A 21,035-nucleotide genomic window follows, 5' to 3' on the forward strand; every position below is an offset into this window, starting at 1 on the left:
CAATGCCTCTCTCACCCCAGAGCCAGGGTGTTGATCTGAAGGATGGGAAGCAGGATCGACAGCACGATCACGGCGACGATCCCGCCCATGACCACGATGATCGCCGGCTCCAGCAGGCTGAGCATCACGGCGGTGAAGTTGGAGAATTCGCGCTCCAGATAATCGGCCGCGCGCTCCAGCATAGGCTCCAGCCGACCGCTGCTTTCGCCGGACGCGGTCATGTAGACGAGGATGGGCGGGAACACCTCGGCGCGGCGCATGGCGGCCGACAGGCCGCCGCCTTCGCGCACAGCCTCAGCCATCTGTTCGGTGGCGCGGCGCAGGGCGCGGTTGGAGACGGTGCGGGCCGTGATGGTCAGCCCCTCCAGCACCGGCAGGCCCGCCGCGATCATGGTCGACAGGGTGCGGGCCATGCGCGCGCCGTGCAGGTCGCGCGTCAGCCGCCCGACCAGCGGCAGTCGCAGCACCCAGCCGTCCAGCCTCAGCCGCACCGCCTCGCGCCGCCGCGCGATCAAGCCCGCGGCGGCGACCGCCGCCAGCGTCAACAGGATCAGCCAGCCCCAGTCGCGCATCAGGTCCGACAGGCCGATGACCAGCCGCGTCAGCAGCGGCAGGGTCTGGCCCATGCTATCGAACTGATCGACCACCTTGGGCACGATATAGGTCATCATGGCGACGATGACGCCCAGCGCCACCACCGCCAGCACGCACGGATAGACCAGCGCCGTCAGCACCTTGCCGCGCACGACCTCGTCCCGCTCCAGCCCGTCGGCGAGACGCTCAAGGATGGGCTGGAGCGCGCCCGACTGCTCGCCCGCCGCCGTCATGGCGCGGTACAGCGGCGGAAAGGCCGCGCCCTGCTGGCCCATGGCGTCGGACAGGCGCCGCCCTTCGATCACCCCGGCGTGGACGCCTTCCAGTACCCGCCGGACGTTGGGTCGATCGGCCTGAAGCATCAGATTGCGCAACGCCTCCTCCAGCGGAGAGACGGAGACCAGCGTCGCCAACTGCCGCGTCGTCAGCGCCAACGCCTTGGGCGACAGTCGTCCGGTCCGGCCGGATTTCGACACCGTGACCGCGCCCGCACGGCCCGGCGACAGCTGCAACGGCGCCAGTTGACGCTTCGCCAGCGCCTTGCGCGCGGCGGCCTCATCGGCGGCGGTCACGGAGCCGCTGACCGTCCGCCCCATGGCGTCGGCGGCGATGTAATCAAAGGCCGCCATCAGGCCGCGACCTCTTCGGCGGCGGTTTCCTGACGCGCCACGCGCAGGGCCTCCTCGACCGAGGTGACGCCTTCCAGCACCAGCGTCCGCGCCCGATCGGCCAGCGTCCCGCCGCGCGCGAAAGCGGCGTCGAACACCGCGTCTTCATCCGCGCCCGAGGCGATCAGACGGCGCACCTTCTCGTCCACCGTCAGGGTCTCATAAAGGCCGATGCGGCCGACATAGCCGGTCGAGCCGCAGTCGACGCAGCCGTGCGGCCGCCAGACACGCACGCCCTCCTCGGCCCCGATCAGCCGCGCCGTCGCCCTGTCCGCCGTCTCCTCGATCCGGCAATGCGAGCACAGGCGCCGCACCAGCCGCTGGGCCACCACCAGCCGCAGGGTCGAGGCCAGCAGGAAGGGCTCGACCCCCATGTCGCGCAGGCGCGTCACCGCCCCGGCCGCGTCATTGGTGTGAACCGTCGACAGCACCAGATGGCCGGTCAGCGACGCCTGAACGGCGATGGCCGCCGTCTCCGTGTCGCGGATTTCGCCGACCATGACCACGTCCGGGTCTTGGCGCAGGATGGCGCGCAGACCGGCGGCGAAGGTCATGCCGACCTTGGGGTTCACCTGAGTCTGGCCCACGCCCTCCATGGCGTATTCGACCGGGTCTTCGACCGTCAGGATGTTGCGCGAGCCGTCGTTCAACAGCGACAGCCCGGCATAGAGGCTGGTCGTCTTGCCCGAGCCGGTCGGCCCGGTGACGAGGATGATGCCGTTCGGCTCGGCCAGCGCATGACGGAAGGCCTCCAGCGCCGCCGGGTCCATGCCCAGCCGGTCCAGCGTCAGCCCGGCCTGATCCTTGTCCAGAATCCGCAGCACCACCCGCTCGCCCGCCCGGGACGGCAGGGTCGAGACGCGCACGTCCAGCGACTTGCCGCCCAGCGTCAGGGGGATGCGCCCGTCCTGAGGCTTGCGCTTCTCGGCGATGTCGAGCCGCGCCATGACCTTGATGCGCGATACCAGCAGCGGCGCCACGCGCGGATTCAGGCTCAGCGCCTCGCGCAACACCCCGTCAACCCGCATCCGCACCAGCAGCCGCGTCTCATAGCTTTCCAGATGCACGTCCGAGGCGCCGATGCGGGCGGCCTCGGCGATGACGCCGTTGATCAGGCGGATGACCGGCGCGTCGTCCGTGGCGTCCAGCAGATCAGCCGCCGCCGGAATGTCGTCCACCAGACTGTCGAGGCCCACAGGCAGGGACAGGTCGTCGTCGTCGGCCGCCGTCAGTTGCTCGCCCGCATAGACTTCCGACAGCTTGCGGTCGAAGGCGGCGGCGCTCAGCGGCGTCGCCTCCAGCGGACGGCCCAGCGCGCGGCGCGCCTCGACCAGGGCCAGAGGGTCGGCGCCCTCGCGCACCCCGACCGCCATCACCTCGCCCGCCGCCAGCAGCAGGACGCCGTGGGTCTTGGCGAAGCCGTAGGGCAGACGCGGATCGACGACGGTGATCACCGGGCGCCCCCCGTCACCGGCGGCAACGGCCGCGCCGCCACCGGCGCCACGGGGGCGATGACCAGCGGCTCCCCCGCTACCGGAGCGGCGGGCGGCTGGGCCTGCATATAGTCGCGCAACAGGGCGTCGAGGCTGGGCTCGCGATCGGGGTGAACGCGCTGCTGCTCGCCGCGCATATAGCCCCAGCGATCCGCCGCCAGCCCCTGCGCGTCCGCCGTGGTGCGCAATATGGTCGGGCGCAGGAAGACCATCAGATTGGTCCGCCCCCGCTCGCGGCTGGTCGAGCGGAACAGGACGCCGACGCCCGGAATGTCGCCCAGGCCGGGAACCTTGCTGGTCTCCAGCCGGTCGTTCTGATCCAGCAGGCCGCCCGCCACGGCGATGTCGCCGTCGTCGACCACCAGCGTCGTCTCCAGCTCGCGCTTGTCCAGGATCAGGTCGTTGGCGCCGCTGGTCAGCAGGCCGTTGATGCTCGACACCTCCTGCCTCAGCGTCAGGGTGATGGAGCCGCCCGCATTGATCTGGGGCCGCACCGTCAGGCGCACCCCGATGTCCTTGCGCTCGGTCGTGGTGAAGGGGTTGGAGTTGCCGTCCAGAATGGTCTGGCCGGTGGTGATCGGCACCTCCTGCCCGACCAGGAAGGTCGCCTCTTCATTGTCCAACGTCATGATCGACGGGGTCTGCAACAGGTTGGAGCCCGCGTCCGTCTTGGCCGCATTGATGATGAAGCCGAACAGGCCGTCGCCCCACTTGCCGCCCGCCCCGCCGACGAAGCCGTTGGCGCCCAGCAGGCTGTTCAGCGCCAGGTTCTGCAACCGCTCGCGCAAGGGGTCGTCCTTGTCGAGTTGCCCTGCCGCCGCCCCGCCCGCGATGGGAACCAGCGGCGCCGCGCGGTCGGAATAGTTGGTCAGGCCGACGCCCTGCTCGCCCGCCATCAGCCACTGCACGCCGAGATCGCGCACGGCCTTGTCGCTCAGCTCGACGACGATGGCCTCGATCAGCACCTGCTGGCGGCGCACGTCCAGTTGGCGGATCACCTCGGTCAGGGTGCGTTGCAGGTCCGCCGGGCCGGAGATGACCAGAGCGTTGGCGCCGGGGAAGCGGGCGATCGTCGCGCGCTGGCCGGTGGCGGTTACGGTGGTCGAGCCGATCGGCCCGCTGTCGACCTCGCCCGTCGTGGTCAGGCCGCCCTGCCCCATGCCGCTGGTCGTCTGGTTCGCCCCGGCGCGCGCGGTGCGCAGGCGCGGCGAGGACGTCGCCGCCGCATCACCCGGCTGGCCAACGATCTGTTGCAGGACCGGCAGAAGCTGCTCGGCGTCGGCGTGCTCCAGGAAGACGACGTTGACGTCCTGACTGGCCCGCGCCCGGCCGTCCAGATCGGCGATCAGGCCGCGCACCCGCGCCAGCGCCTGCCCGTCGCCGCGCAGGACCAGGGCGTTGGAGCTTTCGACCGGGGTGATCGTCACCAGGCCGGGACCGCCGGGGCCGCCCGTCACCTGTTGCAGCACGCCCGCGATCTCGCGCGCCGAGGCGTTCTCCAGCGCCACCACCTCATAGGCCGAACGGTCGACGTCGATGCGGCCCACCAGCGCCCGGATGCGCGACAGGTTGTCGGCGAAGTCGGCCACCACCACGCTGTTGGCGCCGGGGTTGGCCAGCACCTGCCCCTGCGCCCCGACCAGCGGCCGGATAGTCTCAGCGGCCGAGGCGGCGTCGATGTGGCGAAGGGTGAAGACCTCGGTCGAGAACCGTTCGGCGCCGACCGTGGCCGGTCCCTGCGCCGCGCCCTGCGCCGGACTGATGCGATAGGCGCCCGACGACGTCGGCGTCACCACCAGGCCATTGGCCCGCAGCGTCGACAGGAAGACCTCGAACAGCTGGGCCCGGGTCAGAGGGCGCGGGCTGGACACCGTCACCGTGCCCGTCACCGCCGGATCGACGATGAAGGTGCGCCCCGTCGTGCGCGCCACATCCTGCACGAAGGCGCGGATGTCAGCGTTCTGGACGTTCAGCGTCTGGCGCGATTCCTGCGCCATCACCGGCGCGGCGGCCAGCGGCTGGACCGCCAGAACAGCGGCCAGAACGCCGGTCAACAGGGAGCGGCTTCCAGAGCGACGACTGGGGGCCTTCATGGGCGCGTCCTTACGGTGGTGGAGCGGACCTGACCGTCGCGCTCGAACTGGATCTGGGCCGAGGGAGCGTCGGCCAACTGGCCGCGCAGGGCGGCGAGCGCTTGCGGGCTGTTCAGGGCCGCGCCGTTGACCGACAGGATGACGTCGCCTGAGCGCAGGCCTGCGTTGCGCAGCTCGCCCCCGTCGCCCGAGGCGGACACGGTCAGCCCCTTGATCCCCAGGCCCTGGATGCGCGGCCGCAGCCCCGCCTGGGCGATCAGACGTTGAGGATCGACCACCACGCCTTCGGCCGAAGCGGATTGGGGCGCAGTCACGGCGGGTTGCGCCGCCGCTACAGGCGCAACGGGCGCAACGGGCGCAACGCCCGGGGCTATGTCGGGAAAGTCGAGACGAAACGGCGCGCCGCCGCGCGACAGCATGACGTGGTCGGGGGCGACAGCGCTCAGGGTCAGCCCCGGCTCCACCTCCTCGCCCGCGCCGACCGAGACCTGGCGTCCGTCCGCCAGGCCGATGATGGCCGAGCCGCCGCCCGCGCCGTCCGCGCGCACGCCGAACAGACTCAGGCCGCCGCTGTCCGACGGCGCCGCCTCGGCCCCGCCTCCGCCGTTGCGGAAGAAGGCGTCGAAGCGCGACAGCACGCCCAGGTCGACCTCCGGCAGAGGCCGCGCCTGCGTCGCTTGCGGCGTCGGCGCCGCGAACAGCCAGACCAGCCGCCCGGCCTGCACCAGAAGAAGCAGGATCAACGTCGCCTCGACCACGCGCCGCAACGGCGGACGACGAAGGGATAGGCGGCGAAGGGACAGGCCGCCCTTGCCCCACGAAACGGCGCTCAGTTTGCGAAGGCCAGCGAGCAAGGAAGACATCCCCAACGGCCTCTCGCGGCCGCAACGACTCCCTAGGCGGATGCTCCGTACCCGGCTCGCTCCGAACCATGACAGCGCCGAGAAGTTGTCACGACAGATACGGCGGGTTCGGAAAAAGTGACACGCAACCGTCACTCTCTCCCGATGGGAGAGGGCTTGAGCGCACGAGAGCGCAGCGATCGTTCTGGCGCGACCCGAAGGGCGGCGCGAAGCAGCCAAAGGGTGAGAGGCTTGTCCCGTCAGTCGGCGTAAGCCGTAGCGCAACCGATCATTTACGGCCTTCGGCCGACTTCACCCGCGAACCCTCACCCTTTCGCCTTCGCCAATCGCTTCGCTCTTGGAGGCTCAAGCCCTCTCCCAACAGGAGAGGGATAAAAAAAGCCGGGAGGCCGCTAGACCTCCCGGCTCAAATGTTCAGGCGCAGTCTACGCTTAGAAACGCGCCGTCAGGCTGACCGAGGCGCTCTGGCCCAGGTCGTACTGGTTGATGCGGATCTTGTTGCCCTTCTCCTGATACTCCTCGAAGTCCGTCCCCAGCAGGTTGCGCAGCTCCAGGGCGAAGCCCAGGTCGCGGCCCTTCACGGTGAAGTCCTTGCGATAGACGAAGTCGAGGAAGGCGCCCGGCTCCTGCACATAGTCCGGCTCGCGCGCCGTGCCGACGCCCGCGCCGCGCGCGGTGATCCGCTCCGAGACATAGTTCAGGATGAAGGTCGCCTGCGAACGGGCCGTGTCGTCTTCCCAACCCAGCTGCAGGTTGGCGACGTGCTCCGACTGGCCTTGCAGACGGCTGCCGTCCTGGATGAAGAAGGACGCCTGTTCGGGACGGCCGCCGCCGCCCAAGGTGATGACGGTGTCGCCCTCGCCGACCGAAACCTCGGAGTCCGACCAGGTGTAGTTGGCCTGCACCAGCCAGCGCTTGTTCGAGATGAAGGCCGCCTGATCGGCGAACTCGAAGTATTTCTTCACCTCGGCCTCGACGCCCATGACGGTTGCTTCCGGCGCATTGAGGAAGGTCTGCTGGCGCTGGTTGCCGACATCGACGATCACCGCTTCGACCGGCTTGTCCAGCTTCTTGTAGAAGACGCCCGCCGTGACGAACTGCTGGCGGCCGAAATACCATTCCCAGCGCGCGTCCAGGTTCAGGATCTCGGTGTCCGTCAGATAGGGGTTGCCGATGAAGACGCGGTCGCTTTCCGGATCGGTGTAGGCCTGAGGCGCCAGTTCGCGGAACTGCGGACGGCCGATGGTCTTGGACGCGCCGAAGCGCAGTTGCTGATCCTCGGTGAAGTTCCACGTCGCCGTGAACGACGGCAGCCAGTACTGCTCCTCGATCTCGGTCGCCTCATAGGACGAGGTTCCGCCGAACAGGTCGCGCGGGGTCACGCTCTGCTGGCCGTCCTCGAAACGGACGCCGAAGGTGGTGCGGATGGTCGGCACGAACTCGGCGTCGACCATGGCGTAGATCGCGTTGACCTTCATGTCGGCGTCATAGGCGTTGGCGCCGTTCGAGCCGGCGATCTCGCGCAGCTGCAGCGTCCACGGATTAATGTTGAAGTCCGAGAACAGATAGTCGATCCGCGCGCGGCGCTGGCTGTCGGTCAGACCGTTGACGGCCTCGAACTGCAGGTCGTGACGTTCGGCCGAGCGGGTGTTGTCCAGGGTCGAGGCGCCGACGCTGATGGTCGCCTCGCGCCCCGCCGCCATCGGCAGCTTATAGGCCAGGTCCACGCCGCCGGACCAGATTTCGTCGTCCAGCTCGCTGAACGAGATCTGGTTGCCCTGGACGTTGTGGATCAAGCGGTCCTGGGCGTCGACGCCGTACTGGAAGCGCGATTCATAGGGGGCGTCGCGCGAGGTCTTGGCGTAGGCCGCGCGCCAGTCCAGCTTCCACTCGCCGTCGGCGCCGAAGTAGTGCTCGCCCGCCAGTTGGCTGGTGAACAGCTGACGCACGAACCATTCGGTGTAATCGTTGCGGATCACGCTGCCGCCGGCGTCGAAGTCCGGCCCGGCCGAGGTGCGCGCGCGCTTGGTCGTGGTGCGGACGTAGAGGTTGGTCCACTTCACCTCATGATCGTCAGTCGTCAGCGACAGGCCGCCCAGGAAGTTCAGGCGCACGTCGTTCTGGTTGGACTCGACGTCGAAGGTCGAGACCGGCACCAGGTCGTCGCCCTGGAACTGGCCCTCTTCCTGGATCGCCTGACGGGTGCGCCAGGAGTTGTCGTAGCCGGCCACGGCGATGACGCCCAGGTCGCCGACCTCGGTCGGGGTGCGGAAACCGCCCGTCAGCTCCAGGCTGCCGTCGACCGGCGTCTGCTGACGCTGCATCAGGCGCAGCGGCGCATTGACCATCGAGCGGCCCATCGTCTGCAGCTCGGCGGCCGAGAAGTTGGCCATGTTGATCTGCTTGCCGGTGCGGAAGGCCAGGTCGATCGGCCCCGGAATCTTGCGGGTCTCGTCGTCGAAGCCGGTCCAGTCGGTGTCCGAGCCGTAATAGACCAGGTTGTCGCGGCCCGTCGTCTCGGTGTTGCCGCCGATGCCCGCCTTGAAGGTCAGGAAGGGCTCGGCCGGGGCGTCCACGGTGCGCAGGTCAATGACCCCGCCGCCGAACTCGCCCGGATAGTTGGGGGAATAGGACTTCTGAACCGTCACGCCCGCCAGGATGCTGGAGGGGAACAGGTCCAGCGGCACGACGCGCTGCAGCGGCTCGGGGCTGGGCAGCGGCGAACCGTTCAGCAGGGCCGAGGAATAGCGCTCGCCCAGGCCGCGCACATAGACGAAACGGCCTTCGACGATCGACAGGCCGGTCACGCGGGTCAGGGCGGCGGCGGCGGTGGAGTCGCCGGTGCGTTGCAGGTCTTCCGACGTCAGGAAAGCGGCCACCTCGGCGCTCTGACGGTTCGGCTGCGGGATGTTGCGGCCCAGGACGACGATGTCGCCCAGTTGGGTGGCCGGGGTCTGCGACACCTGATCCGGGCTTTCCGGATCGGCGGGCGGTTCATTGCTCAGAGCCACGGCGGCGACGGGGGCGGACGCCTGGGCGAGCGCGAGGCTGGGCGCGCCGAAAGCGGCGACCAGGGCGCTGCTGGCCAGCAGCAGCCCGTTACGGGTCAGGGTCTTGTTCTTCATGTTCGGCTGCCTTGCGTAGGTCGAGAGAGGCTGGACGCTCAAAGGGTCGGCGGCGGCCCTTTCGGACCACCGCCTCGCCAGAGGGTTCATCAGCACTTCGCGTTGGCGGTCAGGCCGCAGGTCCAACCCTGCCACCAGGTGTCCGAAGCGTTCTTCACGGCGCCGATGTAGTCGGTGTCGGTGAAGGCTGCGTGGACGCTCGAGGCCTTGACCGGGGTCACGGCGGTTTCATTGGCGCCGTTGATGAAGGTCAGAACCTGGTTTGAGATGGTCACGCCCGCGGTCGGGGCGGTCAGGGTCGAGGTTCCCTTGGCCGTATTGTTCGCGCCGGCCGTGAAAATCGGCTCCGAGCGAGCGGCGCCGCTGGCGCGGTAGGAGATGCCGCAGGACATGAAGACCGAGTTGAACACCGGGTTCACGCTGGCCGTGTCGGCGTCGGCGATGTCCAGGCAACCGGCCAGCGAACCGGCGGCGCTGGTGAAGACCGAGTTGACCACGGTCGCCTTCGTGCCCGTGTCGAAGTGGGCGACGGTGTGGGCGTCGGTCGGCGAGTTGCGGCCCACCATCGTCCAGTTGGCGATCTTAGGCTGCGAGTTGTAGCGCTGGGCCAGCGGGGTCGAGGCCGGAGCGGCCGAGAACTCGAAACCGGCCGAACGGCTGGTCGCGTTCGGGGCGCGCTGGGTCACGATGCCGAACTGGGCGCCGCCGCGCCAGCCGGTGTCGGTGTCGAAGGCGTCGTCGTCGGCGCCGTTGATGACGATGCGCTTCAGGTTAACGTTGCCGCCGAAGATTTCGATGCCGTCGTCCGACGAGTTGTAGGACTGGACGTATTCGATGGTCGTGCCCGCGCCGACGCCGGCCAGGGTCAGGGCCTGCAGCTCGTTGCCGGTCGAGATTTCAAAGCCCGAGTAGCGGATCTGGACGTAACGCAGACGGCCCGAGTTGTCGTTGACGTTGCCGCCGCCGTAGAAGGCGTTGGTGCCTTCCACCTGGCCCGTGCAGGTGACAGGCGCGGTCAGCTGGCAGTTGGCCTGGGGCGCGCGGCCGGCGATGACGATGCCGCCCCACTGACCGTGCGAGTTCTCGGTCGTCGCGCCTTCGACGTTCTGGCGGCTGGTGAAGACGATCGGCTGGGAGGCCGTGCCTTCGGCGTAGATCTGCGAGCCGCGGTTGACCAGCAGGTAGTCGCCGCCGCCCGAGGCGAAGATGGTCACGCCCGCTTCGACCGTCAGGATGCCCTGCGTGCCGGTGTTGGCCGAGGCGTCGACGCCGCCGTCCGTGCCGACGGCCGTGCGGCCCGAGATGGAGTAGATGGTGCCGGCGCGCAGCGGCACGGTCAGCGCGCCGTTGATCTGTTGCGGCAGCTGGCAATTGCGCAGCGTGCCGTTGGCCATGGTGCCGACGTTGGCGAAGCCCGTCGGGCAGTCAGCCGCGGCCTGGCCGTTGCCGCCATTGCCGTTCCCATTGCCGTTGCCGTTCCCGTTGCCATTGCCGAAGTCGCCTTCGCCGGGCGAGGCCACCTCGGCCGATCCGCCGCAGGCCGCCAGGGCGAGCGTGCTGGCCGCCACCACGAGCAGGGTCTTGAAGCTGCTGTTCATCGTCGTTCCACCGGTTGGTCAAAAAGCTGCGGCGGGAGGCGGTCATACCGACCGGAATGACGTCGAACCCCTCCTGCCCGGCGGCGAGGGATAGCGAAAAGCAGGACCGAAGCTTGCGCGAGCCGGTGACGGATCGACCTCCGTTTCATGCCGTTTCGACTGAGAAACCGTGACGAAAATTCCGCCATCGGATCAGAAACCGAACCCGCGCTCAGGGCGACGGGCCCACGCCCCTTGTATTGCCCGGCCATCCGCAGCAAACCCGCTGGCTTCATGATCTCCTCAAGACAGGAGCCACCGATGGGCGGCCCAGACGCGCAACCGCGCCCCAACGCCGAGTCCGGCGCTCAAAGCCTGGCCCGCAGCCTCAGCTGGCCGCATCTGGTGGCCATGGGCGTGGGCGCTATCGTCGGCACCGGCATCCTGACGCTGATCGGCATCGGCGCGGATAAGGCGGGGCCGGCGGTTCTGCTGTCCTTCCTGATCGCTGGCTTTGTCTGCGCCTGCGCCGCCCTGTGCTACGCCGAGATGGCGACCACGGTGACGGCGTCCGGCAGCGCCTATACCTATTCCCGCGTCGTGCTGGGCCAGGCGGTCGCCTGGATCATCGGCTGGAGCCTGATCCTGGAATACAGCCTGGTGGTCAGCGCCGTGGCCGTCAGCTGGTCAGGCTACGCGGCTCCCTTGCTGCATGATTGGCTGGGCCTGCCCATGGCCCTCATGCAGGGACCGCACGCCGGCGGCGTGGCCAATGTCCCAGCCCTGTTCATCATCATGGCCGTGGGCGCCCTGCTGCTGGCCGGAGCCAAGAAGAGCGCGACGCTGAACCTGATCCTGGTGGCGGTGAAGCTGTCGGCCCTGGCCCTGTTCGTCTGGTTCGCCCTGCCCCACTTCAACGCCGCCAACCTGGAGCCCTTCAGCCCCTTCGGTTTCGCCCGTCAGATGGGCGATGACGGCGTCGAGCGCGGCGTCATGGCGGCGGCGGCCATCATCTTCTCGGCCTTCTATGGCTTCGACGCCATCGCCACCGCGGCCGAAGAGACCCGCAACCCCAAGCGCGACCTGGCCATCGGCATCATCGGCTCGATGCTGGCCTGCGCCGCCATCTACACCGTCATCGCCACGGCCGCCCTGGGCGCCACGCCCTTCACCCGCTTCGCCAACAGCCCCGAGCCGCTGGCCCTGATCCTGCGCGAGATCAACCAGCCGGGCGCGGCCCACTTCCTGGCGGTGACGGCGGTGCTGACCCTGCCGACGGTGATCCTGGCCTTCTTCTACGGCCAGAGCCGCATCTTCTTCGTCATGGCGCGTGACGGCCTGCTGCCGCGCGGCCTGGCCCGCGTGTCCAAGGGCGGGGCGCCGGTGCGCATCACCGTCTTCACCGGCGTCGTGGTCGGCGCCATCGCCCTGTTCGTGCCGCTGGACGAGATCGTGGCCCTGGCTAACGCGGGCACCCTGGTGGCGTTCAGCGCCGTGGCCCTGTGCATGCTGATCCTGCGCCGTCGCGCGCCTGACATGCCGCGCGGGTTCCGCACGCCCCTGGGCTGGGTCGTGGGCCCCGTGGCCATCGCCGGCTGCCTGTACCTGCTGGCCAGCCTGCCGCAGAAGACGCAGCTGTGGTTCGTGTTCTGGAACCTGGTCGGCCTGGGCGTCTACTTCATCTACAGCCGCGGCCGCGCCGCAAAGGCGCCCCAGGACGGTTCGACCGAAGGCTGATCCGCCCATCTCTGAAAAAGAAGGCCGCCCGGTGGACGCCGGGCGGCCTTTTCACTTCCGCCTCTGGGGGGAGACTTAACGGTCGGCGCCCGTCACGGCGGGACCGTAGAACAGGGCGTTGAACAGCAGCCGTGACGAAGCCCGCGCCTGGGCGCGGTTCACCACGTCCGGCCCCAGGACGATCACCCGGCCTTCGCCGTGCTTGATGTCCAGCACCGCCTCTGCGCCCGATAGACGCTCCGACCCGATAGCCCAGCCGCTGTTCACCGCCACCTGCTGCGGATAGCGCACCATCGACGCCCCCTCGCCCGCAGGGCGGAAGCCCGCGTTGCGATTGAAGAAGACGTTCATCTCGCGCGGCGCTCCGAAGGCCAGAGGGCGGCTGTTGTCCACCTCAGTCTTGAGCACCGCGCCAGGAATGAAGAAGTCGGTCGGCGCCAGCGGCCTGCCGTCGGCCTGGGTCAGCACGTCCTGCACCGGCGCGCCGATGGCCTTGGCCAGGCGATGCGACGAACCGATGGTGACCAGACTGCCGCCGTCGCGCACGAAGGCGTCGATCTGCGGCGCCGTCTTCTCGGCCGTGACGGCCCCCAACCAACCGCGATACTGGGCCGGGATCGTCTCAGGGTCCGGTTGTTCGCGCTGGGCCGCCGCCGACAGGTCCGCAGGAATCATGTCCGACGCGAAGACCAGAACATCAAAGTCCTTGTTCAGATCGCCGGCGTCTAGGCGCTGCGGATAGACAACCTCGAACGGATATTCGAACTGCTCCAGCATCCAGCGGGTCCAGCCCGAAGCCATGGAGCCGCCGTAACGATCCACCAGACCGATCCGAATCGGCTTCAGGGCGATGCGGTCGCCGCCGGGGGCACGGGCGACGGCGTGAGCGTTCAGGCCCAAGTCGCGTACGGCCGCCTCGACGATCGGGCGAGTCTTGTCGTCAGCTGGAATCCACAGAGCGCCGGGAGCCAGAGTCGTGCGGCCAGCGCGGGTCTCGCCTTCCTGCCAGAAGACGGGCGCGCCCGCCGCCAGCAGGCGGTTGGTCAGAATGAAACCGTTGATCGGCGCATGATCGATCAGCCAGCCCGCCCGACCCGTTCCCTCGATCCTGCCCGGCGGCGGCGCCATGACATCGGCGACGCGCTCGGTCGGGGCCTCGAAGCCGTCCAGGATACGGTCGAACTGAACGCCCATCTGCATGGCCAGAGTGTAGCCGGTGGCGTCATAGGGCAGCTTGGGCGGCCCGCCCGGATACTGCAGGTCGTGTGGGTGATCCTGCGGCTCGAACATGTCCAGTACGTGCGGGCGATAGGCCTGGGCCGTCTTCACCACATAGGAACCGGCCGGATAGGTCTTAGCCCCGACGGTGAAGGCGCGCGTCGCCCGCTCCACGTCCACGCCGGTCTTGATCAGGCTGTTCAGGAAGGCGACGGCGGTGGGCAGGTCAGCCTGGTCCGCGGGAATGACATAGCCGCGCGGATCGCGACGGGCCGGGTCGCGCAGGATCTGCTCATACAGCGCAGGATCAACGCCGCGACGCCCCTGCTGCGCGTTCTCTCCGGCCGCAGTCTGCAGGGCTTCAATCGTTGAGGGCGTGACGCGCCAGGTGTCGGTATTCCCCTTGTCGATGGCGTTCTGGCCCATGCGCCAGATGTTGAACAGCGTCCGGTCCTTGTTGCGCGAGGCGTAGTTCAGCACGGCGCGGTTGATCGACTGCGAATAGTCGATCGACTGGGCGAAACGCCAGGTCTGAGGCGCGACCGGCATGGGCAGGTCGTTGCGCGGCAGCTGATTGTCCGGGATCAGGCTGATCCGGCTGGGCGTCGGGTGGCCGGTGATCTCGGTCAGCAGGCCGACGGCGTTGTGGAAATAGGTGACGGAGCGCTCCATCCCGTTGTTCCACGTCGAATAGTTGGCCCCGCTGCGCATGGTCGAGCCGGGCTTGCCCTCCTCGATCAGGCGGCTGTGCATCGCCGCCCCGACCTCGGACAGGGTGCTCATGACCAGCGGATCATAGTTGTAGTTGAAGGGGTCGCGGAACGGCGGCATGAAGACCACGGTTCCCGCCGGCGCCGTCTGGTGGTGGTTGTAGATGATCTGCGGGAACCACTCGCGGAAGAACTGCCGGTTGACGTTGGTCGTCTCAGTCATCGCCGACAGGTAGTAGTCGCGGTTGTTATCGTGGCCGACGTACTTCTGATACAGCACCGGGATGCTGTCGTACTCGCGCTTCAGCGGATCCTCGTTGCGCATGTACCAGGTGGAGACCAGCTCCCACCCGTCCGGGTTCAGCGGCGCGAACAGGATGACCACGTCGTCCAGGATGCGCTTGGCCTCGGCGTCCTCGGCCGTCAGCCATTCATACAGGGCGGCGATCAGGGCCTGGGGCGGCACCGTCTCGGTCGAGTGCAGGCCGCCGTCGATCCAAACCACGGCCTTGCCTTCGGAGGCCAGGGCGCGGGCCTCCTCCTCGCTGACGCCCTCGGCCTTGGCCAGGCGCCACGCGATCTCCTGATAGCGGTCGATGTTCGCCAGGTTCTGGGGCGAGGAGACGACCGAGAGGTACTGCGTCCGTCCTCCGGACGAGCGCCCGATCTCAACCAGCTTCATCCGGTCCGACTGTCCGGCCAGGGTGTGCAGATAGCGTTCGAACTGGGTGTAGGTGATCAGGCGATAGTCCGCCCCGACCTCATGGCCGAACGCCTCCAGCGGCGTGGTCAGAGTGCGGGCGGGCGTCGCCGTCGCAGCCTGGGGCGAGACCGCCGCCTCCAGCGCCAGCACGCTGGTCGTTGTCATGGCCAGCGACGAGAAGGCCAGCAAAGCCAGACCTGCGGCCAGCATGGCGGGGGGACGAGACATGGGATCTCCTGATGCGTTCACTCTCAGCCTTCTGCGAGGCTTGGCGACAGCTTGGCGTCTTCCCGCGCCCGACGCAATTTGCACGACTTCGGAAAACACCGCCCCCGGGCGCAAATTCTCTTCGGATGGACCGCATGAAACCGAAGCCTCGACGTTGAACGACGCTAGGGCGCGTCCCTCCCCGCCTCCAGAGCCGTCTTCAAACTGCCGAGGTCCGGCAGGAACCAGACCGCACGGCCTCGATCGCTCTCACGCACATAGCCGGCCAGCGCATCCGATGCGGCTATCCCGACCGAGATATCGCCGATGATCGCCAAACCCACATGGTAGTTGACGAACTTTTGGGTCGTCTCGCCCGCAAGGCGGGTGCGCAGACGAAGAAAATCCTGCCCCAGACGACTGACCGGCAGGGCCAGCCAGTCCGCGTTCGCTTCAAAGGCCATCGACAGGAAGTCGTTGATGTCGCCTGTCGTCGCCAACAACGAACCATCCGCGGAGCAGATCGAGACGCGGCGGCCATGCCATGTCTCGAAGGAAGGCATGGCGAAGGTCATTGAAACATCCTGCCCGTCACAGAATTCCAGACAAAGAAAAGGACGACCGGATTGCTCCGGTCGTCCTTTCGGCATCTTAGCGATGAAGCCGAAATCAGGCCTCGTCGTCGCCTTCGATGGCGAAGACCGGACCGGAGTCCAGGCCCTTGGCGGCCACGTCGCGATCGACGAACTCGATCACGGCCATCGCGGCGTTGTCGCCGTGACGGAAGCCCGCCTTCATGATGCGGATATAGCCGCCGTTACGCTCGGCGTAACGAGGGGCCAGCGTGTCGAACAGCTTGCCGACTTGCGGCACGTCGCGAACGGCGCTGATGGCCTGACGACGAGCGTGCAGGTCGCCCTTCTTGGCGAGGGTGACCAGCTTCTCGACGAAGGGACGCAGTTCCTTCGCCTTCGGCAGGGTGGTCGTGATCTGCTCGTGCTTGATCAGCGAGGCGGCCATGTTGGCGAACATGGCCTGGCGGTGGCTGACCGTACGGCCGAGCTTACGATAGGCGGCGCCGTGGCGCATCGGGGTCTCTCCTACTCAACCCTGGTTTCCCGTCCCTACTTGGCGGACGAGACCTGGGGCCTCTCATTCTAACCGCCCCAACCGATCCAACGGACCTGGGCGGAGGGTTGATGATCAGATCTGGTCGTCGAACTTCTTGGCCAGATCTTCGATGTTTTCCGGCGGCCAGTTCGGCACGTCCATGCCGAGGCTCAGGCCCATGGACGCCAGAACTTCCTTGATTTCGTTCAGCGACTTGCGGCCGAAGTTCGGGGTGCGAAGCATTTCGCCCTCGGTCTTCTGGATCAGGTCGCCGATGTAGACGATGTTGTCGTTCTTCAGGCAGTTGGCCGAACGGACCGACAGCTCCAGCTCGTCCACCTTCTTCAGCAGCGACGGGTTGAAGGGCAGTTCGGGCTTGCCGTCCGACTGCTCGACAGCCTTGGTCGGCTCATCGAAGGTGATGAAGATCTGCAGCTGGTCTTGCAGGATGCGCGCAGCGTAAGCCACAGCGTCAACCGGCGAGACGGCGCCGTTGGTTTCAACTTCCAGAATCAGCTTGTCGTAGTCCAGCGACTGGCCCTGACGGGTCGGCTCGACGCGATAGGCGACGCGCTTCACCGGCGAATACAGGGCGTCGACGGCGATCAGGCCGATCGGGGCGTCTTCCGGGCGGTTCAGTTCGGCGGCGACGTAGCCCTTGCCGTTCTGCACCGTCAGTTCCATGCGGACCGAAGCGCCGTCATCCAGGGTGCAGATCACGTGATCCGGGTTCAGCACCTCGATGTCGGCCGGCAGGTCGATCTGAGCCGCGGTCACCGGGCCGGGGCCCGTGGCGCGCAGCGTCATGCGCTTCGGGCCTTCCGCGTGCATACGCAGGGCCAGTTGCTTGATGTTCAGAACGATGTCGACCACGTCCTCGCGAACGCCTTCCAGCGACGAGAACTCGTGCACCACGCCGTCGATCTGAATGGCCGTGACCGCCGCGCCTTGAAGCGAAGACAGCAGAACGCGACGAAGCGCGTTGCCGAGCGTCACACCGAAACCGCGCTCGAGAGGCTCGGCGATCAGACGCGCCTTGTGCTGCGGGTCAGACCCGCCCTCGACTTGCGGTTTCTCGGGACGGATCAGCTCTTGCCAGTTTCTTTCGATCATAAAGTCCCTCGAACGGGTTTCGACGGCTCCGTGTTCTCACGTTCAGAACAACAGGAGCCGCCGGGAGAAGGGTTAGGCGGCGTGAACCTTAGACGCGACGGCGCTTCGGCGGACGGCAGCCGTTGTGCGGCATCGGCGTCACGTCACGAATGGTCGTGATCGTCATGCCGACGGCCTGCAGGGCGCGCAGGGCCGACTCACGGCCCGAACCCGGACCCGAGACGTTCACTTCCAGCGTCTTGACGCCGTGCTCGGCGGCCTTCTTGCCAGCGTCTTCCGCAGCCATCTGAGCGGCGTACGGCGTCGACTTGCGCGAGCCCTTGAAGCCCATGTGGCCGGCCGACGACCAGGAAATCGCGTTCCCTTGAGCGTCGGTGATGGTCACCATGGTGTTGTTGAACGAAGCGTTCACGTGGGCCACGCCCGAGGTGATGTTCTTGCGTTCGCGGCGCTTAACGCGACCCGGTTCCTTAGCCATCGGTCAGGCCTCTCTCTTACTTCTTCTTGCCGGCGATCGGCTTGGCCGGACCCTTGCGGGTGCGAGCGTTGGTGTGGGTGCGCTGGCCGCGGACCGGCAGGCCCTTACGGTGACGCAGGCCGCGGTAGCAGGCCAGGTCCATCAGGCGCTTGATGTTCATCGACGTCTCGCGACGCAGGTCGCCTTCGACGGTGAAGTCGCGGTCGATGGTCTCGCGGATCTGCAGGATCTCCGCGTCGGTCAGCTGGTTCACGCGGCGCGCCGGCTCGATGCCGATCTTGGCCGTGATCTCCTTGGCGTTGTGCGCGCCAATGCCGTGAATGTACTGAAGCGCGATTTCAACGCGCTTGTTCGTCGGAATGTTGACGCCTGCGATACGGGCCACGAAATTCTCCAAGTACGCGTTAATTCAGACGCAGAAACCGCTCCGGTCAACAGACCTGGAACGTGTACGCCCTTCGCGGAAGGCCGCCCTTATACAGGGGATTCCCAATGCGTCAACGGGCAAGCGCCGTGAGCAGGCTGGCTCAGGGCCATTCGACCCCCACCCGGACCTCTCGACCATCAAGCGGCGCTCCGTTCTGCGTCGCAGGACGAAAGCGGAAATAACGCGAGGCCGCAAGGGCCGCCTGACCGAATCCCATCCCCGGCGGCGATTCGTCGACCAGGCGGCAATCGCTCAGAGTGGTGTCGAGGCGCACCCGGCAGGCCAGCGTCGCCTGACCGCCTCGCCGCTGGCGGAAGGCCTCGCGCGGATGCAGCGTCCGCAGCTCCCCCACCGTGGGGCCGCGAATGATACGCGGCGGGCCGTCGCCCACGCCAGGACCGACGCCCGATCCGCTGCCGCCCCCGCTGCCGGTCCCCTGCCCGCCCTGCCCCTGACCAGGCGTCGGGCCAGGTTCGGGCGCAATGCCGATCACCAGCGGTTGCTCCGGGGCCGGACGCGGCGGCGGCGTGACTTCCGGCTTGGGCGGCTCAGGACGGGGACGCACGGGGCGCACGACGGATGGCGCGGCCGGGGCGCCGCCGCCCTGGGACGGCGCAGGCTCTGGAGGCGGCGGCGGCGGTGCGACCGGCTCAGGCCGGACCAGATCGACAATGATGAGCGGCTGTGGCGGCACGAAGGTCGCCTCGGGCCGACCGACGCCCAAAAGCACAAAGGCGCCGAGGTGCAGAAGGGCCGCCAGCCCCGCCGCGCCCCAGCGCCATTGCCTCATTCGTTTCGGCCGCAACCGTCTCTCCCGCACAGACTTCCGAACGCTAACGCTTCAGAAGCGGAGGGGATCAGACCGCGTGCCGGCTCAGGCGTCCAGCGCCGCGTCGATGGCGGCGGCCACGGCGGCGATGTCGCCCATGCCGTCGACCTCGGTCAGCTTGCCCTGGTCTGCATAGTAGGGAAGCAGCGGCGCGGTCTGGCGGTTGTACACGGCCAGGCGGTCCTTGAAGGTCTCGGGGTTGTCGTCCGCCCGACCCTGCTCGGCGAACCGCTTGCCGATACGGTCGGTCAGGGCGGCGTCGTCCACCTTCAGGCGGATGACGCTGTCGATCTTGGCGCCGCACTTGGCCAGCATGAGGTCCAGGGCTTCAGCCTGGGCCACCGTGCGGGGGAAGCCGTCGAAGATGGCGCCGCCGGCGGCCTCGGCCTCCGGCAGGCGGGCTTCGATCAGGGCGATGACGATCTCGTCGGTGACGAGGTCGCCGCGCGCCAGCACGTCCTTGACCTTCAGCCCCAGCTCCGAGCCGGAAGCAATAGCCGCACGCAGCATGTCGCCGGTCGAGAGCTGGACCATGCCTCGCTCTTCGACCAGCCGCTTGGCCTGGGTGCCCTTGCCGGCCGCAGGCGGCCCGAACAGGATCAGGTTCATTTTATATTCCGGGCTCCCCTACCCGATCAGCGACGGACAGGAGCGGAACCGCCCCGGCCACGGCCGCGCAACTTGGCCTTCTTGATCAGACCCTCGTACTGGTGCGCCAGCAGGTGCGACTGGATCTGGGCGACAGTGTCCATCGTCACCGAGACCACGATCAAGATAGACGTTCCGCCAAAGTACAGGCTGTTGCCCAGGCTGCTGACCAGGAACTCCGGCAGCAGACAGACGGCGGTGATATAGGCGGCGCCGATCACCGTCAGGCGCGTCAGCACATAGTCCAGATACTCGGCCGTGCGCTTGCCCGGACGAATGCCCGGCAGGAAGCCGCCGTACTTGCGTAGGTTCTCGGCCGTGTCCTCGGGGTTGAAGGTGATTGAGGTGTAGAAGAAGCAGAAGAAGACGATCAGGACAGCGTACAGGATCATGAACACCGGTTGGCCGTGCGTCAGCTGGGCCGTCACCAGGGGCAGCCAGCTCATCCAGTCCGGCAGGTTCGCATTGGCCGTGAACTGGGCCACCGTCGTCGGCAGCATCAGCAGCGACGAGGCGAAGATGGCCGGGATCACGCCCGCGGTGTTGACCTTCAGCGGCAGGAACGACTTGTCGCCGCCGGTCATGCGGTTGCCTTCCTGGCGCTTCGGATACTGGATCAGAAGGCGGCGCTGGGCGCGTTCCATGAAGACGATGAAGACGATGACCGCCACCGCCATGATGGCGATGAACAGCAGGGTGAAGGCCGACATCTGGCCCTGCTGGGCCAAGCCCAGCATCCGCGCCACCGTCGACGGCAGAACCGCCACGATGCCCGCGAAGATGATCAGGGAGATGCCGTTGCCGACGCCGCGCGCCGTCACCTGCTCGCCCAGCCACATCAGGAACATGGTGCCGCCGGTCAGGACGGTGACCGTCGAAATGATGAAGAACAGACCCGGCTGGTCGATCAGGCCCGGCTGGGCGTTCAAGCCCACCGCGATGCCGAAGGACTGGGCCAGGGCCAGGAATACCGTCAGATAGCGGGTGTACTGGTTCAGCTGCTTGCGGCCCGACTCGCCGCCTTCCTTCTTCAGCTTCTCCCACGGCGGATACACCGCGCCCATCAGCTGGACGATGATCGACGCCGAGATGTAGGGCATGACGTTCAGCGCGAACACGGCCATGCGCTCGACGGCGCCGCCCGAGAACATGTTGAACATGTCCAGGATGCCGCGTTGGCCATCCGGGTTCTGGAAGAAGGCCAGGAAGGCCTCGCCGTTGATCCCAGGGATCGGAACATAGGTGCCGATCCGGTAGACCAGCAGCGCGCCCAGCGTGAACAGCAGGCGCTTGTGCAGCTCGGTCGCTTTCGCGAACGAGCCCATGTTCATATTGGCAGCAAGTTGTTCAGCGGCCGAAGCCATCAGGCGGTCCCCACGACTATGCCCGTCGTCAGATAGGCGGAAAGCGGCGCTCTTGCGAGGGCCGCTTTCGGAAAATCG

General features: G+C 67.6%; 16 protein-coding genes. 1 reads left to right on the plus strand and 15 read right to left on the minus strand.

Translation table 11 applies throughout. From position 1 onward, the window contains the following. Positions 1 to 11: 11 nt before the first annotated feature. The 6 genes from gspF to AC3A3G_RS02705 all read right to left on the minus strand — a co-directional run bounded on the left by gspF (position 12) and on the right by AC3A3G_RS02705 (position 10,434). Positions 12 to 1,223, minus strand: a complete 1,212-nt coding sequence (gene gspF / locus AC3A3G_RS02680; RefSeq protein WP_487487476.1) for a type II secretion system inner membrane protein GspF — start codon at positions 1,221 to 1,223, stop codon at positions 12 to 14. Beyond that, entirely contained in the window at positions 1,223 to 2,716 is a 1,494-nt protein-coding gene (gspE, locus tag AC3A3G_RS02685) for a type II secretion system ATPase GspE (RefSeq protein WP_487487477.1), read from the minus strand. The genes gspF and gspE overlap by 1 nt, the downstream gene beginning before the upstream one ends. After that, positions 2,713 to 4,848: a type II secretion system secretin GspD gene (gene gspD / locus AC3A3G_RS02690; RefSeq protein ID WP_487487478.1), complete on the minus strand. Its 2,136-nt coding sequence runs from the start codon at positions 4,846 to 4,848 to the stop codon at positions 2,713 to 2,715. The genes gspE and gspD overlap by 4 nt, the downstream gene beginning before the upstream one ends. Beyond that, complete coding sequence (locus AC3A3G_RS02695) at positions 4,845 to 5,711, minus strand: type II secretion system protein N (RefSeq protein WP_487487479.1); 867 nt, start codon at positions 5,709 to 5,711, stop codon at positions 4,845 to 4,847. The genes gspD and AC3A3G_RS02695 overlap by 4 nt, the downstream gene beginning before the upstream one ends. A gap of 431 nt (positions 5,712 to 6,142) precedes the next feature. After that, the gene (locus tag AC3A3G_RS02700; RefSeq protein ID WP_200165622.1) at positions 6,143 to 8,836 is read right to left on the minus strand and encodes a TonB-dependent receptor domain-containing protein; all 2,694 of its coding nucleotides are present in this window, start codon (positions 8,834 to 8,836) and stop codon (positions 6,143 to 6,145) included. A gap of 89 nt (positions 8,837 to 8,925) precedes the next feature. Further along, complete coding sequence (locus tag AC3A3G_RS02705) at positions 8,926 to 10,434, minus strand: hypothetical protein (protein ID WP_125899655.1); 1,509 nt, start codon at positions 10,432 to 10,434, stop codon at positions 8,926 to 8,928. A gap of 300 nt (positions 10,435 to 10,734) precedes the next feature. On the opposite strand from AC3A3G_RS02705, the gene AC3A3G_RS02710 reads away from it, so the two are divergent. After that, positions 10,735 to 12,150, plus strand: a complete 1,416-nt coding sequence (locus tag AC3A3G_RS02710; RefSeq protein WP_200216287.1) for an amino acid permease — start codon at positions 10,735 to 10,737, stop codon at positions 12,148 to 12,150. Positions 12,151 to 12,225: 75 nt separating this feature from the next. On the opposite strand, the gene AC3A3G_RS02715 is transcribed toward AC3A3G_RS02710, so the two are convergent. The 9 genes from AC3A3G_RS02715 to secY form a co-directional block, all read right to left on the minus strand. Beyond that, positions 12,226 to 15,009: a M14 family metallopeptidase gene (locus tag AC3A3G_RS02715; RefSeq protein ID WP_487487480.1), complete on the minus strand. Its 2,784-nt coding sequence runs from the start codon at positions 15,007 to 15,009 to the stop codon at positions 12,226 to 12,228. A gap of 164 nt (positions 15,010 to 15,173) precedes the next feature. Beyond that, positions 15,174 to 15,563, minus strand: coding sequence for a DUF4180 domain-containing protein (locus tag AC3A3G_RS02720; protein WP_368925459.1), 390 nt, complete (start codon positions 15,561 to 15,563; stop codon positions 15,174 to 15,176). Positions 15,564 to 15,657: 94 nt separating this feature from the next. Further along, entirely contained in the window at positions 15,658 to 16,077 is a 420-nt protein-coding gene (rplQ, locus tag AC3A3G_RS02725) for a 50S ribosomal protein L17 (RefSeq protein ID WP_087139521.1), read from the minus strand. Between the two features lie 114 nt (positions 16,078 to 16,191). Continuing rightward, the gene (locus AC3A3G_RS02730) at positions 16,192 to 17,211 is read right to left on the minus strand and encodes a DNA-directed RNA polymerase subunit alpha (protein WP_003164391.1); all 1,020 of its coding nucleotides are present in this window, start codon (positions 17,209 to 17,211) and stop codon (positions 16,192 to 16,194) included. 88 nt (positions 17,212 to 17,299) lie between these two features. After that, positions 17,300 to 17,689, minus strand: coding sequence for a 30S ribosomal protein S11 (gene rpsK / locus AC3A3G_RS02735; RefSeq protein WP_003164390.1), 390 nt, complete (start codon positions 17,687 to 17,689; stop codon positions 17,300 to 17,302). Between the two features lie 16 nt (positions 17,690 to 17,705). Further along, entirely contained in the window at positions 17,706 to 18,074 is a 369-nt protein-coding gene (gene rpsM, locus AC3A3G_RS02740; protein WP_025978145.1) for a 30S ribosomal protein S13, read from the minus strand. A 142-nt stretch (positions 18,075 to 18,216) separates the two neighbouring features. Beyond that, positions 18,217 to 18,906 (minus strand): energy transducer TonB, encoded by a 690-nt coding sequence (locus tag AC3A3G_RS02745; protein ID WP_200165627.1) that lies wholly within the window; start codon positions 18,904 to 18,906, stop codon positions 18,217 to 18,219. An 84-nt stretch (positions 18,907 to 18,990) separates the two neighbouring features. Further along, a complete protein-coding gene (locus tag AC3A3G_RS02750; protein ID WP_087139523.1) occupies positions 18,991 to 19,554 on the minus strand; it encodes an adenylate kinase in 564 nt (187 codons plus the stop codon). A 26-nt stretch (positions 19,555 to 19,580) separates the two neighbouring features. Next, a complete protein-coding gene (gene secY, locus AC3A3G_RS02755) occupies positions 19,581 to 20,957 on the minus strand; it encodes a preprotein translocase subunit SecY (RefSeq protein ID WP_200165629.1) in 1,377 nt (458 codons plus the stop codon). Positions 20,958 to 21,035 lie beyond the last annotated feature (78 nt).

It is taken from the genome of Brevundimonas sp. Soil_N_31, from assembly GCF_057655995.1.

Bases quoted from the DNA above. Each gene is read 5' to 3' on its own strand.
- gspF (WP_487487476.1), bottom strand. From the start codon at position 1,223: ATGGCGGCCTTTGATTACATCGCCGCCGACGCCATGGGGCGGACGGTC.
- gspD (WP_487487478.1), bottom strand. From the start codon at position 4,848: ATGAAGGCCCCCAGTCGTCGCTCTGGAAGCCGCTCCCTGTTGACCGGC.
- AC3A3G_RS02695 (WP_487487479.1), bottom strand. From the start codon at position 5,711: ATGTCTTCCTTGCTCGCTGGCCTTCGCAAACTGAGCGCCGTTTCGTGG.
- AC3A3G_RS02700 (WP_200165622.1), bottom strand. From the start codon at position 8,836: ATGAAGAACAAGACCCTGACCCGTAACGGGCTGCTGCTGGCCAGCAGC.
- AC3A3G_RS02705 (WP_125899655.1), bottom strand. From the start codon at position 10,434: ATGAACAGCAGCTTCAAGACCCTGCTCGTGGTGGCGGCCAGCACGCTC.
- AC3A3G_RS02710 (WP_200216287.1), top strand. From the start codon at position 10,735: ATGGGCGGCCCAGACGCGCAACCGCGCCCCAACGCCGAGTCCGGCGCT.
- AC3A3G_RS02715 (WP_487487480.1), bottom strand. From the start codon at position 15,009: ATGTCTCGTCCCCCCGCCATGCTGGCCGCAGGTCTGGCTTTGCTGGCC.
- AC3A3G_RS02720 (WP_368925459.1), bottom strand. From the start codon at position 15,563: ATGACCTTCGCCATGCCTTCCTTCGAGACATGGCATGGCCGCCGCGTC.
- rplQ (WP_087139521.1), bottom strand. From the start codon at position 16,077: ATGCGCCACGGCGCCGCCTATCGTAAGCTCGGCCGTACGGTCAGCCAC.
- AC3A3G_RS02730 (WP_003164391.1), bottom strand. From the start codon at position 17,211: ATGATCGAAAGAAACTGGCAAGAGCTGATCCGTCCCGAGAAACCGCAA.
- rpsK (WP_003164390.1), bottom strand. From the start codon at position 17,689: ATGGCTAAGGAACCGGGTCGCGTTAAGCGCCGCGAACGCAAGAACATC.
- AC3A3G_RS02745 (WP_200165627.1), bottom strand. From the start codon at position 18,906: ATGAGGCAATGGCGCTGGGGCGCGGCGGGGCTGGCGGCCCTTCTGCAC.
- AC3A3G_RS02750 (WP_087139523.1), bottom strand. From the start codon at position 19,554: ATGAACCTGATCCTGTTCGGGCCGCCTGCGGCCGGCAAGGGCACCCAG.
- secY (WP_200165629.1), bottom strand. From the start codon at position 20,957: ATGGCTTCGGCCGCTGAACAACTTGCTGCCAATATGAACATGGGCTCG.